Annotated in this window: 13 protein-coding genes; 8 read left to right on the top strand and 5 right to left on the bottom strand. The window is 43.7% G+C overall.

Annotated elements, in window-relative coordinates; genetic code table 11:
- The first annotated feature begins 94 nt into the window (after positions 1-94).
- Positions 95-1,144: a tRNA preQ1(34) S-adenosylmethionine ribosyltransferase-isomerase QueA gene (gene queA / locus J4N22_RS05700; RefSeq protein ID WP_207492730.1), complete on the top strand. Its 1,050-nt coding sequence runs from the start codon at positions 95-97 to the stop codon at positions 1,142-1,144.
- 71 nt (positions 1,145-1,215) lie between these two features.
- Here the strand turns inward: queA and J4N22_RS05695 are convergent, their stop codons facing one another.
- Positions 1,216-2,532, bottom strand: a complete 1,317-nt coding sequence (locus tag J4N22_RS05695) for an amidohydrolase (protein WP_207492729.1) — start codon at positions 2,530-2,532, stop codon at positions 1,216-1,218.
- A gap of 132 nt (positions 2,533-2,664) precedes the next feature.
- A complete protein-coding gene (locus J4N22_RS05690) occupies positions 2,665-5,055 on the bottom strand; it encodes an alpha-ketoacid dehydrogenase subunit alpha/beta (protein ID WP_207492728.1) in 2,391 nt (796 codons plus the stop codon).
- 219 nt (positions 5,056-5,274) lie between these two features.
- Here J4N22_RS05690 and J4N22_RS05685 point away from each other — a divergent pair, with 219 nt between their 5' ends.
- The 7 genes from J4N22_RS05685 (at position 5,275) to sucC (ending at position 12,759) form a co-directional block, all read left to right on the top strand.
- Positions 5,275-5,733 (top strand): DUF1573 domain-containing protein, encoded by a 459-nt coding sequence (locus J4N22_RS05685; protein ID WP_207492727.1) that lies wholly within the window; start codon positions 5,275-5,277, stop codon positions 5,731-5,733.
- 62 nt (positions 5,734-5,795) lie between these two features.
- A complete protein-coding gene (locus J4N22_RS05680) occupies positions 5,796-6,218 on the top strand; it encodes a DUF1573 domain-containing protein (protein WP_207492726.1) in 423 nt (140 codons plus the stop codon).
- A gap of 164 nt (positions 6,219-6,382) precedes the next feature.
- Complete coding sequence (locus tag J4N22_RS05675; protein WP_207492725.1) at positions 6,383-7,576, top strand: pyridoxal phosphate-dependent aminotransferase; 1,194 nt, start codon at positions 6,383-6,385, stop codon at positions 7,574-7,576.
- Positions 7,577-7,664: 88 nt separating this feature from the next.
- Positions 7,665-8,765 carry a Nif3-like dinuclear metal center hexameric protein gene (locus J4N22_RS05670; protein WP_207492724.1) on the top strand — a complete coding sequence of 367 codons (1,101 nt, stop codon included), beginning with the start codon at positions 7,665-7,667 and terminating at the stop codon, positions 8,763-8,765.
- Positions 8,766-8,939: 174 nt separating this feature from the next.
- The gene (locus J4N22_RS05665; RefSeq protein ID WP_207492723.1) at positions 8,940-9,695 is read left to right on the top strand and encodes a zinc ribbon domain-containing protein; all 756 of its coding nucleotides are present in this window, start codon (positions 8,940-8,942) and stop codon (positions 9,693-9,695) included.
- A 173-nt stretch (positions 9,696-9,868) separates the two neighbouring features.
- Positions 9,869-11,356 (top strand): tetratricopeptide repeat protein, encoded by a 1,488-nt coding sequence (locus tag J4N22_RS05660; protein ID WP_207492722.1) that lies wholly within the window; start codon positions 9,869-9,871, stop codon positions 11,354-11,356.
- Between the two features lie 191 nt (positions 11,357-11,547).
- Positions 11,548-12,759: an ADP-forming succinate--CoA ligase subunit beta gene (gene sucC / locus J4N22_RS05655; protein ID WP_207492721.1), complete on the top strand. Its 1,212-nt coding sequence runs from the start codon at positions 11,548-11,550 to the stop codon at positions 12,757-12,759.
- A 151-nt stretch (positions 12,760-12,910) separates the two neighbouring features.
- Here the strand turns inward: sucC and J4N22_RS05650 are convergent, their stop codons facing one another.
- From J4N22_RS05650 to J4N22_RS05640, 3 genes are read right to left on the bottom strand one after another with little or no spacing between them, the layout of a single operon-like run.
- Positions 12,911-13,438 carry a hypothetical protein gene (locus J4N22_RS05650; protein ID WP_207492720.1) on the bottom strand — a complete coding sequence of 176 codons (528 nt, stop codon included), beginning with the start codon at positions 13,436-13,438 and terminating at the stop codon, positions 12,911-12,913.
- 53 nt (positions 13,439-13,491) lie between these two features.
- The gene (locus J4N22_RS05645) at positions 13,492-14,175 is read right to left on the bottom strand and encodes a potassium channel family protein (protein ID WP_207492719.1); all 684 of its coding nucleotides are present in this window, start codon (positions 14,173-14,175) and stop codon (positions 13,492-13,494) included.
- A 12-nt stretch (positions 14,176-14,187) separates the two neighbouring features.
- Positions 14,188-16,029 carry a TrkH family potassium uptake protein gene (locus tag J4N22_RS05640; RefSeq protein ID WP_207492718.1) on the bottom strand — a complete coding sequence of 614 codons (1,842 nt, stop codon included), beginning with the start codon at positions 16,027-16,029 and terminating at the stop codon, positions 14,188-14,190.
- Positions 16,030-16,039: the final 10 nt, after the last annotated feature.

Below are 16,039 nucleotides of genomic sequence, written 5' to 3'. Positions count from 1 at the left end.
TTGCCGCCTTAAAATCATGCCGTAACATGACACAAACTCCGGTGAAAAGGAGTAACCTGCGTGTGACGATTCATTAAATTCTACCAAATCACACATGAAATTATCTCAATTCAAGTTTGATCTTCCGCTTAACCTGATTGCTCAGAACCCTGCAAAAAAACGTGAAGACAGCCGGATGATGGTTGTTCATCGCAAGACAGGCCAGATCGAAAACAGGAACTTCCGCGACATCCTGGAATATTTTGATGACAAAGACGTATTTGTAGTGAACAACACCAAAGTTTTTCCTGCACGTATGTATGGTCGCAAAGAAAAAACAGGTGCTAAGATTGAAGTTTTCCTGCTGCGCGAACTGAACAAACCAAACCGCCTTTGGGACGTAATTGTTGATCCCGCAAGAAAGATAAGGGTTGGTAACAAATTGTACTTTGGCGAATCAGATGAACTGGTAGCTGAAGTAATTGACAACACCACCAGCCGTGGTCGTACCATTCGTTTTTTATGGGAAGGTTCAGAAGAAGAGTTCAAAGCGCAACTGGAAGCATTGGGTGAAACACCATTGCCTAAGTACATCAAGCGCAAGCCAGATGATGAGGACCGCGAAAGATATCAAACAGTTTATGCTAAGCACGAAGGTGCTGTAGCTGCCCCTACTGCAGGTCTGCACTTCAGTAAAGAGCTCATCAAGCGTTGCGAGATCAAAGGGATCCGTTTTGCAGAGGTTACACTTCATACAGGCCTTGGTACATTCCGCCCAATTGAAGTAGAAGACCTGAGCAAACATAAAATGGATGCTGAATATTACAAGATAGACGAGTTCGCTTGCCGCATTGTTAACAAGGCAAAGGAAACCGGCCACCGCATTTGCTCTATTGGTACTACTACCATGCGTGCAATGGAAACCAGCTTCACTGCACAAAAATTGTTGAAGCCAAATGAAGGCTGGACGAACACTTTCATCCACCCGCCATACGATTTCAATGTTGCTGACTCTTTAGTTACAAACTTCCACCTGCCTAAGACCAGCCTGTTGATCATGACATGTGCATTTGCCGGTTACGATCTTACCATGGAAGCTTACAAAAAAGCTATTAAAGACAAGTATCGCTTCTTCAGTTATGGCGATGCGTTATTGATCTTATAAGAAGATAATAGGCCAAAAGAAAAACGGTAGTCATATCCAGGCTACCGTTTATTTTTTATACAAAACTGCAATTACTTCCTGCCTTTTGGCACGCCTTCCATATAGTCTACTGTTAGATTAAGTAATGCTTTTACACCCAGTGTAAAACCACTTTCATCTATATAAAAATCAGGTGTGTGATGCGCTGGTGTTTTAAAAGGATCTCCACCCTTAGCCATTCCACCAAGGAAGAAGAAAAGCCCGGGCACTTTCTCCTGGAAAAATGAAAAATCTTCAGCGCCTGTAACAGCTGTCTTCAGAAGCACATTATCTGCGCCAGCTGTTTTTTGCAATGTTGGCAACATACGAAGTGTAAGTGCGGAATCATTATAAGTAACAGGATAACGAACACTAAATGGAATTTTTACTTCTGCAGTTGCGCCTGCGGCTTCTGCTGTCTTTGTAGCTATAGTGCGTATTCTTTCTATCAGCAATCTTTCATCATCGTTGCTTAAAGCTCTTATGGTTCCAAGCATTTCCACCTGTTCAGGAATAATGTTCGACCTGTTGCCGCCATGAATAGAACCTACCGTTACCACACCGGCATTTTGCGTTACATCTAGGTTGCGGCTTACAATTGTCTGCAGGTTGTTGATGATTTGTGCAGCCACTACTATTGGATCTACTGAATACCAAGGGTAAGCACCATGCGACTGCCGGCCTTTCACGATGATCTTCATATCATTTACACCAGCCATGGTACCACCAGGTTTATACGTCAGCTTACCTACCTCAGTTTGTGCGTTGATGTGCAGTCCAAAGATCACATCCACCTTGGGATTTTCTAAAACACCTTCTTTTATCATCAGTTCGGCTCCACCTTCTTCACCGGCAGGAGGTCCTTCTTCTGCAGGCTGAAAAATGAATTTCACTGTTCCTTTCAGATCTTTTTTATTAGCTGCCAAAACCTCGGCAACACCCATTAATATAGCCATGTGCGTGTCGTGGCCGCATGCATGCATCACTCCCACTTCCTGTCCATTATAAACGGAACGTGCTTTAGAAGCAAATGGCAGATCTACACGCTCCGTTACCGGCAGTCCATCCATATCGGCGCGTAGTGCTACCACAGGACCAGTTTTTCCACCGCGAAGCACACCTACTACTCCGGTCTTGGCAACACCGGTTTTTACTTCTATACCTAACGACTGTAAATGAGCTGCAATGATACCAGCAGTGCGCACTTCATTATTACCTAACTCCGGGTGTTGATGAAAGTCGCGTCTCCATTCTACCACCTTCTTTTGTAGCTGGTCTGCCTGTTGCGAAAGCTTTGCTTTATAAGCATCTTGTTGTGAAAAAGCTGCTACCTGTACCAGGAGCGCCGCAAATAAAAATCTTCTTCTCATGTATATGTATTCGTAAAATGGAAAATAGAACATCTACCTGAAACAGCTGCAGAAAGGCAATATCATCTTACACTTTTGGACAAAAAAAATGCGGTCGAATATGACCGCACTAAAAGTTTTATTCTACAATTTTTATTCAGCCATCATTTCCTGTATCACCTCGATTATCTCTTCCACGTTTGGCTTACTGAAGTAGTCGCCATCGCTGCCATAAGAAGGGCGGTGTGCTTTAGCAGTGATCGTTCTTGCTGCCACATCCAGCCAGCGATAACCTCCCTGCTCTTCCATCACCTTATTGAACATATAAGCAGTGGCACCTCCCGGAACATCTTCATCTACAAAAACGATACGGCTTGTCTTTTTCAAAGACTCCAGGATCATATGATTAATGTCGAATGGAAGAAGCGTTCGTACATCTATCACTTCGCAGCTTATTCCTGTAGCATCTAAAGTAGCTGCGGCTTCCTGCACTACGCGCAAAGTAGAGCCATACGATACAATGGTAATATCATCACCTTGTTTCACTACTTCAGGTATACCAAGTGGAACTGAATACTCCAGCAGGTTGGTCGGAACTTTTTCTTTTAGTCGGTAACTATTCAGGCATTCTACTACTATAGCAGGATCGTTTGCACGCATTAACGTATTGTACATACCTACTGCCTGCACCATATTTCGCGGCACACAAACATGCATTCCACGCAGCGCATTGATGATCATACCCATTGGTGATCCGCTATGCCAGATGCCTTCTAGCCTGTGGCCGCGTGTCCTAATTATAAGCGGGCAGCTTTGCTGGCCTTTGGTCCTGAAATGTGTAGTAGCTACATCGTCGCTCAGTGGCTGCAGGCCGTACAGCAGGTAATCTAGGTACTGGATTTCAGTGATAGGTCTCAAACCTCTTAGTGCCATACCTATACCCTGTCCTACTATTGTCAACTCGCGGATACCTGTATCAAAAATCCTGTTATCGCCATGTTTCTCTTGCAGCCCACTGAAGCCCTGGTTCACATCACCTATATAGCCCACATCCTCACCAAAAGCAAACACTTTAGGATTGGAAGCAAATAGCTGATCAAAGAATTTATTCAGGATCTCGTAGCCATTCAGGGTAGCAGCGCTTTGATCGAATTTAGCAGGAACAGCATCTACAGTAAGTGCAGATCCTGCACCGTTGTTATACAGGAAGGTATTATATAAGTCTTTGTTGTCGCCCTTCAGTTTTAGGTAAAACTCTTTTACCTCTTTCACTGCATCACCCTTCACTATTCTTGTGGCTGTACCTAAAGCCTTCATGATATCGCGTCGCATAGGTTCGCGATTACCTTGCAATCCAACAGATAGTTGCTTCAGCTTGTTGTAAGTGTCTACATCGTTTACATTAACTGCATCTAATAAAGAAACAGCCTGTGCTACCTGCTCTTTGATAGGATTTATGTATTTGCTCCACGCACTATTTTTTGCTTCCCTTACATGCTCCCTTGCCTCATTCTCTATGTCTACCAATTCTTCATCAGAACCCAGGCCATTGCCTATGATCCACTCCCTGAATTTCTTATTACAATCCCATTCACGCTCCCACTCCAGCCTATCCAAAGTTTTATAGCGCTCGTGGCTACCACTGGTGCTATGCCCTTGTGGCTGCGTTATTTCTTCTACATGAAATAAAGCCGGAACATGTGTTTCACGCATTTCTTCCAGTGCCAGTTCAAATACCTCGCACATACCTGCGTAATCCCAACCTTTTACTTTGTAAATGTTTATCCCGTTACTGTCATGGGTTTTCTGCATGCCTGATAGGGATTCGGAGACAGATCCTTTTGTTGTTTGAAAACGCTTAGGAACTGATATGCCATAGCCATCATCCCATACAAATAAAGCAAGCGGCACCTGAAGTACACCAGCTGCGTTCATGGTTTCCCAAAAGTGTCCTTCGCTGGTGCTGGCGTCACCAATGGTACAAAAACAAATCTCGTTACCATTGTTGCTTAAATGTTGCAGCTCTTCAACCTGCGGAAGGCTTCTGAAAGCTTTGGATGCGAAAGCAAGTCCTAATGCACGTGGCATTTGCCCCGCTGTAGGCGAAATATCACTTGATACATTTTTCCTGTTTGCCAGGTCCAGCCAGTTACCTTCACCATCTACAAAAGGCGTAGAAAAGTGAGCATTCATCTGGCGGCCTGCACTAAAAGGATCATTATTTACATCTGGATCAGCATATAACTGAGCGAAGAATTGCTCTACGGTAGCAAGGCCAGCAGAGAACATGAAAGTCTGATCGCGGTAGTAGCCAGCTCTGAAATCGCCCGGCTTGAAAAACTTTGCCATCGCTATTTGCGCCAGCTCTTTTCCATCACCAAATATTCCAAACTTAGCTTTCCCGGTCAGCACTTCCCGCCTGCCAAGCAAGCTTGCTTCTCTACTAAGTACCGCCGTTCTATAATCCTGGAGTATCTCCTGCCTAAAGCGATCGTACGACATTACTTCTTCATTCACTTCCGTTTGCAGTTGGGGGTTACTCATATGAATCATGTTTAAAAAAACTGCCGTACAATTTGTTCAAATCATCTGGCAAGCAAAAATTAATCGTCTTAAAAAAAATTTCTCATCCCATTTTTCGTTCTTTACCTGCCCTCTCTTCAGAAGGTATTAAATATTATATAAAATGGAACGCTGCGAAAATAGGGACTATATTTTCTTAGCAAAACCAATAACTTTACAAATCTTAAAACAAAGCCGAAAATGAAAAGATTTACCTTGTTCATGAGCAGTTTGCTTATTGCAGCAACTATGTATGCTCAAGCACCTGCTACCCAAGATCAAAACGACATTTCTAAAGTGTTGGACATCAAAACAACCAACCACGATTTTGGTAAGATTGCTTATGGTAAGCCTGTGGAATTCGATGTTGAGATCAAAAACATCGGAAAAGATTCTGTAAAGATAGAGAACGTAAAAGTTGGCTGCGGATGTACAACTCCAAAGTACCAGGCTGGCAAATCATTCGGTCCCGGCGAAACAGTAAAAGTAACTTTAGGTTTCAATGGTTTTGCTGAAGGTCATTTTGAAAAGACTGCTGATATTTTCTTCAGCAATGGTCTAAGCAAGCAGATCCGTTTCCATGGCGAAGGGTATAAAGTACCTGAAGCTCCGGCTCCTGCTAATGGCGCAGTACAAAAGATCAAAGGCGGAACTAAATAATACGTTTCTTACATTTTTTCACGGGTTGTTGTAGCAATACAACAACCTTTTATTTACCTACTATGAAAAAAATCCTTTCTCTTCTTATTGCCCTTGTGGCTGTCTCCACTGTTTTTGCTCAAGGTCCATTGGAATTCAAAGTAGCAAAACACAACTTCGGAAAAATCAAACAAGGAGTACCTGTTACTTACAACTTCCAGTTCACCAACAATTCAAATGGTGTGGTAGTAATAGAAAATGCAACTGCTGAGTGTGGCTGTACTACACCTGAGTATCCTAAAAGCCCGATTGCAAAAGGTGCGACAAAAACCATCAAGGTTACTTACAACGCAGAGGCTATAGGTTCATTCACAAAAAAGGTTACTGTAAAAGTTGCCAATGTTGCTGAGCCTATATATTTACATATAGAAGGAGAAGTAGTAGATGCTAAAGCTTCGGCTGCTAAGCCTGCGGCTAAAGGAAAACCTGCAAGCAAAAAGAGCTAGTTTCTCATTTATAATATTTGTTGAAAGCCACCTACAAGGTGGCTTTTCTTTTTTACCTGTATGAAAACTAGCTAATCATGTCAGCTCCATTAAAATTTGGCGAGTTTCATGTTTATCTATAGCACCTGGATTCACCTATACCTTCACCCGCTATCTTTGCACCCATGTTAACGATCAGCAATCGCGGCAAAATGATGCCGCCCTCTCCTATCCGCAAGCTTGTACCTTATGCAGAAGCTGCAAAAAAGAAAGGCACTACAGTTTACCATCTTAATATTGGACAACCAGACATAGAAACGCCTAAAATGGTGTTGGATGCTGTGCGCAACAGCGACTTTACAGTACTGGAATACAGCCATAGCGCAGGCAACGAAAGCTATCGGAAGAAGCTGGTGAAGTACTATGCATCGGTAGGCATATTTGTAGATCATACGCAGATCATCATTACAACAGGCGGAAGCGAGGCTATCTTGTTTGGCTTCATGACCTGCCTGGATGCCGGCGACGAAGTGATCATTCCTGAACCTTTCTATGCAAACTATAATGGATTTGCAGTAGCAGCAGATGTAAAGGTTGTTCCTATTACTTCAAGAATAGAAACCGGTTTTGCACTGCCTCCCATTGAAGATTTTGAGAAGGTGATCACTCCACGCACAAAGGCTATTGTGATGTGCAATCCTAATAATCCTACCGGCTACTCGTACAGCGAAGCAGAAATGCAGCAACTAAAGGACCTGCTGGTAAAGCACAATCTTTACCTGTTTGCTGACGAAGCTTACCGTGAATTTACTTATGAGGGTAACCAGTTCAGCGCCATGCACCTAAAAGGAGTTGATGATCATGTGATCCTGATGGACACCATCAGCAAGCGCTACAGCGCATGTGGTGGAAGAATAGGTGCGTTGGTAACCAAGAATAAGCAAGTTCTGGATGCTGCTATGAAATTTGCACAGGCACGACTAAGTCCGCCAAGTTTTGCGCAAATAGCTGGTGAAGCAGCAATAGACTTGCCTGCTGATTATTTTGATACTACCAAAGCTGAATACAAAAGTCGTCGCGACCTGATTGTAAAGCGGCTCAATGCGATGAATGGCGTTTTCTGCCCAAATCCTGGTGGAGCATTCTATGCAATGGCCAAACTTCCAATTGATGACAGCGACACCTTCTGCCAGTGGCTGCTTGAGAGCTTTGAATACAAAGGAGCTACTGTGATGCTGGCCCCAGCAACAGGTTTCTACGGCACGCCTGGTTTAGGTAAGCAGGAAGTTCGCCTGGCTTATGTACTAAACCTTGCAGCCATTGATGCTGCTATGGATTGCCTTGAAGAAGCGCTTAAGGTGTACCCGGGGAGGAAGTAAGTTGATAGGTTGATTAGTTGAAAAGTATTTAGTTAATCACTCGCCTTTGGATTTTTGAATTTTGACTTTTGAATTTTGACTTTACAAAATGCCTACTATAGCCGCCGCAATAAAAGTACTTGAAGAGCTTGCTCCACCTAGCTACCAGGAAAGCTACGACAACTGCGGCCTGCTGGTAGGATACGCAGCAGCAGAATGCAAGGGCATCCTCTGCACACTGGATGCAACGGAAGATGTAATAGCTGAAGCCATTGAAAAAGGCTGCAACCTGGTGGTGGCCCACCACCCCATTATTTTTGGAGGGCTGAAAAAAATTACCGGAAGGAACTACGTTGAGCGTACGGTGATTGCAGCCATAAAAAATGATATAGCTATTTATGCCATTCATACTAACCTGGACAACCTGTTGACAGGTGTGAACGGGAAAATGGCTGATAAGCTGGGCCTAGAGAACAGGAAGGTTTTGCTGCACCGCCAAAACAACCTGCTGAAGCTGGCGGTTTTCGTTCCGGAAGCAGATGCAGACAAGGTCCGTGAAGCCATCTTCAAAGCCGGGGGTGGAAACATAGGCAAGTACAGCGAATGCAGCTTCAATATAAAAGGTACCGGCACATTTAAAGCCGGCGAAGGCACTAACCCTCACATTGGTGAAATAGGAAAACGTGAAGAAGCCAATGAAGAAAAAATCGAGGTGATACTGCCGGTTTACAAAAGAGATGTGGTGGTGGAAGCCATGTTGGAAGCGCATCCTTATGAAGAGGTGGCGTACGATGTGGTAGCGCTTACCAACTATTTCCAGGAAGTGGGAAGCGGGTTGTATGGCGAGTTGCCTGAACCAATGGTTGAAAAGGATTTTCTCAACATGGTAAAGGAGCAATTTGGCCTGCAGGCCCTGAAGCATACGCCGCTAATGGGCAAACCAGTGAAAACAGTTGCACTATGTGGAGGCGCTGGCAGCTTCTTAATCAAAAATGCATTGGGAGCAAAAGCTGATATATATATTACCAGCGACATTAAGTACCACGAGTTCTTTGATGCAGAAGGCAGAATGGTGATAGCTGATATTGGCCACTACGAAAGCGAACAATTTACCGTAGACCTTCTACATGATGTTTTAGAAGCTAATTTCCCTAACTTTGCCGTCCTTAAAAGTGGAGTAAGAACCAACCCGGTACAGTACTTCATGTAATTGGTTGATATACAATAGCTGCTGCAGCTCGTACAAGAACATTAGGCAGGTGAAAAAGGTGATGCAGTACAAGAGTGCGACGCAACGATGACCAACCGGAGATACAAAAGCCGGTAACATAACAGTAGCTATAGAGGTTCAACCTGTTAAAAACTTCAAATCTTAAAAGTAAATATGGCAAGCGTTAAAGAATTTTCTGTTCAGGAAAAATTAACCAACCTGGTAAGGCTTCAAAAAATTGATTCTAAACTGGATGAGATCGGTATCCTGAAAGGGGAACTGCCAATAGAGGTTAGCGACCTGGAAGATGAGATCCAGGGTCTGCATGCTCGTCAAACCCGCATAGAAGAAGAGATCAACGGTATTTCGGATTTTATAGAAAAGAAGAAAGAAATAATAAAAGAGAGCGAGGCGCTGCTGGCAAAATACGAGAAGCAAAGCGAGAACGTAAAGAATAACCGTGAGTTCGAGGCGATTAACAAGGAGATGGAAATGCAGCAGCTGGAAATAAAGCTGGCTGAAAAGCATATTAAAGATGCTAACGAAGAGATAGCTGATAAGATAAAATTGCTGGAAGCTGCTAAAAAGCAGATTGCTGCTAAAGAAGGTGTGCTGAATGGTAAGAAAGGCGAACTTGAAAAGATTATTGCTGATACAGAGAAAGAAGAGAATGAATTTAGAGCTATAAGCGAGAATGCTCGTGGTGCGCTGGATGAAAGACTGTTGTTTTCTTACGATCGTATCCGCAAGAACTACCGCAATGGCCTGAGCGTAGTACCTGTATTGAGAGATAGCTGTGGCGGATGTTTTAATGCTATTCCTCCTCAAAAGCAAAGCGAGATCAAGCAACACAAGAAGATCCTTGTTTGCGAGAACTGTGGTCGTATCCTGGTAGACCAGGATCTGCATGAGAATGTAGAAACCAAGTAATCTTGAAGAAGTTATATAGTAGAATATTGAAAGGCACCCAACGGTGCCTTTTTTATTTGATGGCAATTAATATCAGCAATTGACCATTAAATGAAAATCACAATATCCTAAATCTCTCCTCCACCCCCGTTCGCTTAGTTATCGCTACTGCTTATCCTTTATCTTGCAAGCCAATGAAGTACGGACTGATCACCATTTTATTTTGCCTGTTTTCTGTAATGGGCATGGCAGAGAAGGTTTATGATTTTTCGCCTGTTTGCCAGCAGGCGTATGCAGAAATAATGAAACTGCGACTAGAGCCTGGCAAGCAACTGTTGCAGCAGGCGCGCCAGCAAAATCCAGATAACTTGATACCTGAGTTGCTGGAAGGCTATATCGACTTCTTTGAGCTGTTCTTTAATGAAGATCCAAAGCAGTACCAGGCGCGTAAACAGGCTTTTGAAAAACGTATAAACGCTTTTGACGAAGGTCCAACCAATTCACCTTTTTATCGCTACTGCAAAGGATTGGCTTATATGCAACGCGCAGCGGTACGGATAAAATTCAGCGAACGCTATGGTGCCGGGTGGGATTTTAAAAAAGCCAATTCTCTTATCAAAGACAACCGCAGCAAGTATCCATCGTTTCAGCCAAACAATATGATCTACGGCCCGCTGATGGTAATTATTGGCACCGTACCTAGCGGCTATAAGTGGATCACCAGCCTGTTTGGTATGCGTGGTTCTGTATCGGGGGGAATGAAAATGATGCGCAACTTCATTAACAGCAACGACCCTTATGCAAAGCTGTTTGGTAATGAAGCGATCTTCTACTACTGTTACCTGATGTACTATGTGGAGAATAAGCCGGATGAGGTTTTTAAATTCATCCAGGCGCGCAAGCTTGATGTAGTGAACAACCACCTGTACACATTTATGGCGGCTAATCTTTACATAAACAATAAGCAAACAAATAATGCAGAGGCAATTCTGAAGAACATGAACACCAGCCCCGGCTACCTGCAGACGCCGGTGTGGGACCTGGAACTTGGACTGATAAATCTTCACCAACTACAACTGGATGCAGCGCTACAACACCTGACTGCTTTTGTAGATGATTTTAAAGGGAACTTCTACGTAAAGGACGCGTTGCTAAAAATTGGTTGGGCTCATTACCTGAAAGGAAATATGGCTGAGGCCGAACGTTACAGGCTGTTGTGTATCAAAAGAGGTAATGTAGATTCTGATGCTGATAAAAAAGCTTATAAAGATGCCAAAGCTGGAAACTGGCCAAACCCATTGTTGCTAAAGGCGCGCCTGCTAAACGATGGCGGCTACAACAAAGAGGCGTTGGCACAACTACATGGCAAAAGCGAACAGGATTTTGATAAACCAGCTGAAGCATTAGAATTCAGCTACCGCGTAGCGCGCATTTATGATGATCTTGGACGTGACGATGAAGCCATAAAATATTACCAACGAGCAATTGCATTAGGCAAAAGCCGCACTGAATACTATGCAGCCAGAGCCGCTCTGCAAATGGGTTATATCTACGAAAAACGTGGGCAGAAGTCGCAGGCCATTGCCGCTTTCGAAGAATGCATCAGCATGGATGATCATGATTATAAAGACTCTTTAGATCAAAGAGCCAAGGCTGGTATAGCCCGTGTAAAAGGAGATTAAATGTGCATCTTGTGGTGTATGTTTTTCCCACTTGATAGCAAGGAAAATATCAGCAAATACATCATTATAAACTCGTGATTATTCTTCCTCTACAAGCTCCTTATCACACCTTCTTTGAACATAAATTTTCATCAAGCATAAGTCATAGCTCATAACTCTCTAAAGCTTATCTTCGCCAAAATTTTTTACCAATGAATTTGCACGAATACCAGGCTAAAGAGCTTTTAAAAAGATACAATGTTCCTGTGCAGGAAGGCATTGCTGTTGACAACGTAATGGCTGCTGAAGAAGCATACAGGCAAATAAAGAACGATACCGGCAACAACTTCGCCGTAATAAAAGCACAGATACATGCTGGTGGTCGTGGTAAAGGAAAAATTGAAGGAAAAGACCAGAAAGGTGTGGCCGTTGCTAAAAGCCTTGAAGATGTGACCAACATCGCTAAAAACCTTCTTGGAGGAACACTGGTTACTATTCAAACCGGGCCTGCAGGAAAAAAAGTAAACAAGATCCTGGTTGCGCAGGATGTTTATTATCCTGGACCTAATGATGTAAAAGAATTTTACCTGTCTATCTTATTAGACCGTACCAGTGGTCAGAACGTGATCATGTACAGCACCGAAGGTGGTATGGACATAGAAGAGGTAGCACACAATACACCTGACAAAATTTTTAAAGAATACGTTCACCCGGGTGGTGGATTGCAAGGTTTCCAGGCACGTAAAATTGCCTTCAACCTTGGCCTTAGCGGCGACGCGTTTAAGAGCTGCGTAAAGTTTGTAACTAACCTGTATAATGCTTACGTTGGCCTTGATTGCAGCATGCTTGAGATCAACCCGCTGTTCAAAACTTCTGATGAGAAGATCATAGCTGTAGACTGTAAAATGGGATTGGACGAGAACTCGTTGATGCGTCATCCTGACCTTGCTGCTATGCGCGATGTAACTGAAGAAGATCCAACAGAAGTAGAGGCTGGCCAGTACAACCTGAACTTTGTAAAGCTGGATGGCAACGTAGGTTGTATGGTGAATGGTGCCGGTCTTGCAATGGCAACCATGGATATGATCAAACTTAGCGGTGGTGAGCCTGCCAACTTCCTTGATGTAGGTGGTACTGCAAATGCACAAACAGTAGAGGCTGGTTTCAAGATCATCATGAAAGACCCGAACGTGAAGGCTATCCTGATCAACATCTTCGGTGGTATCGTTCGTTGCGATCGTGTTGCTGCTGGTGTTATCGAAGCTTACAACAAAATGGGCAACATCAATATTCCTATCATCGTTCGTCTGCAAGGAACAAACGCTGTAGAAGCAAAGAAACTTATTGACGAAAGCGGTTTAAAAGTACAGTCAGCTATACAATTAAGTGAAGCTGCTGAACTGGTTAAGCAAGCTGTAGCATAATTAGTAAGTATGTTGTGACCAGCAGTGTGTCGTTCTTCAACTTTGGTTGCGTCGCACACTTGTACTGCATAACAATATTCTACTTTACAAATAACAAAACCCGCCAACTAAACACTGGCGGGTTTCTTTTATATAGTACTCTCTACTCGTATTACCTCCTCCTAAACAACCTTTCTCCTTTTGCAAGGAACACCTGTACGCCCAGGCTTAGTGCCAGGTTGTTACCGTTAACCATTTCGTCTGTTGCTATGCCATTGAATTGTAAGCCCAGTTCCAGAGCCAGGTTCTGATTGATGAAGCGGTTGTACCCAACGCCACCATTGTACGAGAAATAGAAATCAGCGTCGCCATGAATAATAGAAGTTACACCGGCGCCAGCCTGCACAAAAAACCGATCTGCAGCTGTAGACTTGTTATACAGGCGAGCCATTGGCTGAACTCCAGCCACCAATGCAGGACCATCAACGAAAACAACACCCAAAGTAGCACCGCCACCAATAGCCAGCCTGTCGGTCACAAACTTTGCAGCAAAGGGATTGAGCGTGGCAGAAAAAACATCTGTTTCAAAATTGTAGCTCAGGTTTCCTAAAGAGGTTCCGATAATAGTAGAACCTTTTTGCACCTGTGCTGATACACTTACAGACACAGCGAGCAGGCCGATCAAAAGCAGTTTCTTCATGTAGTTGGTTTTGGTAAATATACTTGTGGCGATTTGCAGTGTTGAAACAACTTCTAGCCTTCAATGAAATTTTCCAGATCGCGAGGTGCTCCAAACAACAGCAGCACGTCACCTGCTTCAAGTTTGGTGGTGGGCGGCACTATCCCTACTACTTTCAGGTTGCTGGTGTCGTGGCCAAAAATGCTTTTGTTCACCACTCTTTTCAGGATGGTTACCAGCACCAGGCTATACCGCTTCTCCAGTTCCAGTTCGGCAATAGTACGACCGACATAACGGCCCGGCACACCTACTTCCAGCAGGCGGTAGTTTACATTTATCTGGAAAGAATCAATTACACCCGGCAGGTCAAGTTTAAGCGCCAGCCGCTCCGCCGATGAAGCCTCCGGGTATACAAACTCCTGTATATCCATCGCCTCCAGCACTATCTTTTGCAGCGGCGAGGTCACCCTGCAGATGATCCGCTTTACACCCATTTGCTTTAGCAGCGCAGTGGTCATTATGGTAGCACCCTCATTCTCGCCTATACCTACTATAGCTGCATCCAAGTCACGGATGGGTAGTTGCTCCACGGCTTCTTTATTAGTGGCATCCAGCGCTATGGCATGCGTTATCCTATGCTTGTATTTATCCACCATCTCCAGGTTCTCATCTACACCAATTACCTCGTGACCCAGCTGTACCAGCTGTTCGCATAAATACGAACCAAAATTGCCCAGCCCAAAAACAATAAACTTCATACAGTTAATTTTTTAGAAAGCCATATCCTCCCTTGGATAACGATAATACAATTGTTTGCTCTGCCGCACCAGTATCACCAGCAAAGTGATAGCTCCCACCCTGCCTATGAACATTGATATGATCAATACCAACTTGCTGAATGCAGAAAGTTGTGGTGTAATGCCTAACGATAATCCCACCGTACTAAAAGCAGAAAATGCTTCAAAAGCAATTTTGATCAATCCCTTATCGCTGTCATAAAAGGATAAAGCAAACACCGTTATGCCAATGAGCAGCAGCGACAATACGATGATGGCAAATGCCCGCCGCACCGATTGATGAGATATCTCTGAACGGAAAAACTCCGAACGATCTTTTCCCCTGAGAACCGCAGCCATGTTTAATATAGCAACACCAGCTGTAGTCGTTTTGATACCACCACCCATTGACCCTGGTGATGCGCCGATCCACATGAGTAGCAGGTAGATCATGATCATTGGCAAGGTCATAGCCGTAAGGTCAACGCTATTAAAACCAGCTGTACGCGGGGTAACACTGCCAAAGAAGGCTGTTACCAATTTCCCCGTAATAGTAGGATGCTGCGCCAGCGTAGCTGACTGTTCGAACACGATATACGACACAAAACCAACAACCAGCAAGCAGCCGCTTACAACCAGCGCCAGCCGGGAGTTCAGCATGATAACATTTGGAAAGTATTCGCGCTTTGCACTTCCCCTAAGGAAGAAAAGAAAATTCCTCACCCGGATCCTTACCAGCCTGTACAGGTTGAACACGATTGGGAAGCCCATCCCGCCCAGGATTACTAAAAATGCAATGAACATTTGCAACGAGTAATTGTGGCGGATAACAGGCTCATACAAACCGCCACTGTAGGTAGAAAAACCAGCATTACAAAAAGCAGAAATAGAGTGAAAGATTGAGAAGAACAACTTATCCAGCTTGCGTTCAAACAAGGCATCATCCAGCGAGATGTAAATGAAAAACGCTCCTACACTTTCAAACAAGATGGTAATGAAGACCACCTGGTATACAAACTTCATAATGTTTCCAACCTTACGGCTGCTCATAATATTGCTATAAGCAATCTGTGTTTTTAGTGAGGTATTACCTGCCACAGCATATGCCAGTAATCCTGCAAAGGTCATGAAGCCCAGGCCACCTACCTGTATCAACATCATGATGATTGCCTGTCCAAACGGCGTAAAATGAGTGGCAGTGTCAACTACTATCAAACCCGTTACACATACAGCACTTGCTGATGTAAACACTGCATCAATTGTGGAAGTATAACCGTAAGCTGCATTTGGCAACTTTAGTAAAATAGCACCAATGAGAATTAGGAAACCAAAACTGCCTACGAATACCAAACCGGGATTAACTGTTCGGGAATAGATAAACTGTAAGTAAAATGATATCTCTGTTATGAATATCATTACCACGCCGGCATAAATCAATAGTTTATAAAACAAGTACCTATTGGTAGTGGCATTGAGCATGGCTGCTTTTGTGGGTAGTACATATAGTGTAAGCACAAGAATGAATAACCACACAACCACTGTAAAGAAGCGCGCCCATTTTTTCTTTGGTACCAGCAACTCCAACAACAGCCTTGCACCAACTAGTGCACAGATAATAAACAACAATACCTGCAGCCAGGAATTGATAGTGTCGTCATTGCTCCAGAAAGTTCTAAAGCCAAATTCATACACTACAATGGCTACACAAACAAAGAGTAATGCAGGCACGGCAGCACCTATCCACCGCAACAATCTTTCGTTCCAGCTTTCTTTTATGAAACGTGTATGTTTTGTTCTTCTAAGTCCCCACCTTGCCAGCAGTCGTATCTTGTTCATTACGGCTTTT

The sequence above is a fragment of the Aridibaculum aurantiacum genome, from assembly GCF_017355875.1.
Taxonomy (GTDB): domain Bacteria; phylum Bacteroidota; class Bacteroidia; order Chitinophagales; family Chitinophagaceae; genus Segetibacter; species Segetibacter aurantiacus.
This window is presented reverse-complemented; position numbering and strand designations above follow the sequence as displayed.

Bases quoted from the DNA above. Each gene is read 5' to 3' on its own strand.
- J4N22_RS05665 (WP_207492723.1), top strand. From the start codon at position 8,940: ATGGCAAGCGTTAAAGAATTTTCTGTTCAGGAAAAATTAACCAACCTG.
- J4N22_RS05690 (WP_207492728.1), bottom strand. From the start codon at position 5,055: ATGAGTAACCCCCAACTGCAAACGGAAGTGAATGAAGAAGTAATGTCG.
- J4N22_RS05650 (WP_207492720.1), bottom strand. From the start codon at position 13,438: ATGAAGAAACTGCTTTTGATCGGCCTGCTCGCTGTGTCTGTAAGTGTA.
- J4N22_RS05640 (WP_207492718.1), bottom strand. From the start codon at position 16,029: ATGAACAAGATACGACTGCTGGCAAGGTGGGGACTTAGAAGAACAAAA.
- J4N22_RS05670 (WP_207492724.1), top strand. From the start codon at position 7,665: ATGCCTACTATAGCCGCCGCAATAAAAGTACTTGAAGAGCTTGCTCCA.
- J4N22_RS05685 (WP_207492727.1), top strand. From the start codon at position 5,275: ATGAAAAGATTTACCTTGTTCATGAGCAGTTTGCTTATTGCAGCAACT.
- J4N22_RS05660 (WP_207492722.1), top strand. From the start codon at position 9,869: ATGAAGTACGGACTGATCACCATTTTATTTTGCCTGTTTTCTGTAATG.
- queA (WP_207492730.1), top strand. From the start codon at position 95: ATGAAATTATCTCAATTCAAGTTTGATCTTCCGCTTAACCTGATTGCT.
- J4N22_RS05675 (WP_207492725.1), top strand. From the start codon at position 6,383: ATGTTAACGATCAGCAATCGCGGCAAAATGATGCCGCCCTCTCCTATC.
- J4N22_RS05695 (WP_207492729.1), bottom strand. From the start codon at position 2,532: ATGAGAAGAAGATTTTTATTTGCGGCGCTCCTGGTACAGGTAGCAGCT.
- J4N22_RS05680 (WP_207492726.1), top strand. From the start codon at position 5,796: ATGAAAAAAATCCTTTCTCTTCTTATTGCCCTTGTGGCTGTCTCCACT.
- J4N22_RS05645 (WP_207492719.1), bottom strand. From the start codon at position 14,175: ATGAAGTTTATTGTTTTTGGGCTGGGCAATTTTGGTTCGTATTTATGC.
- sucC (WP_207492721.1), top strand. From the start codon at position 11,548: ATGAATTTGCACGAATACCAGGCTAAAGAGCTTTTAAAAAGATACAAT.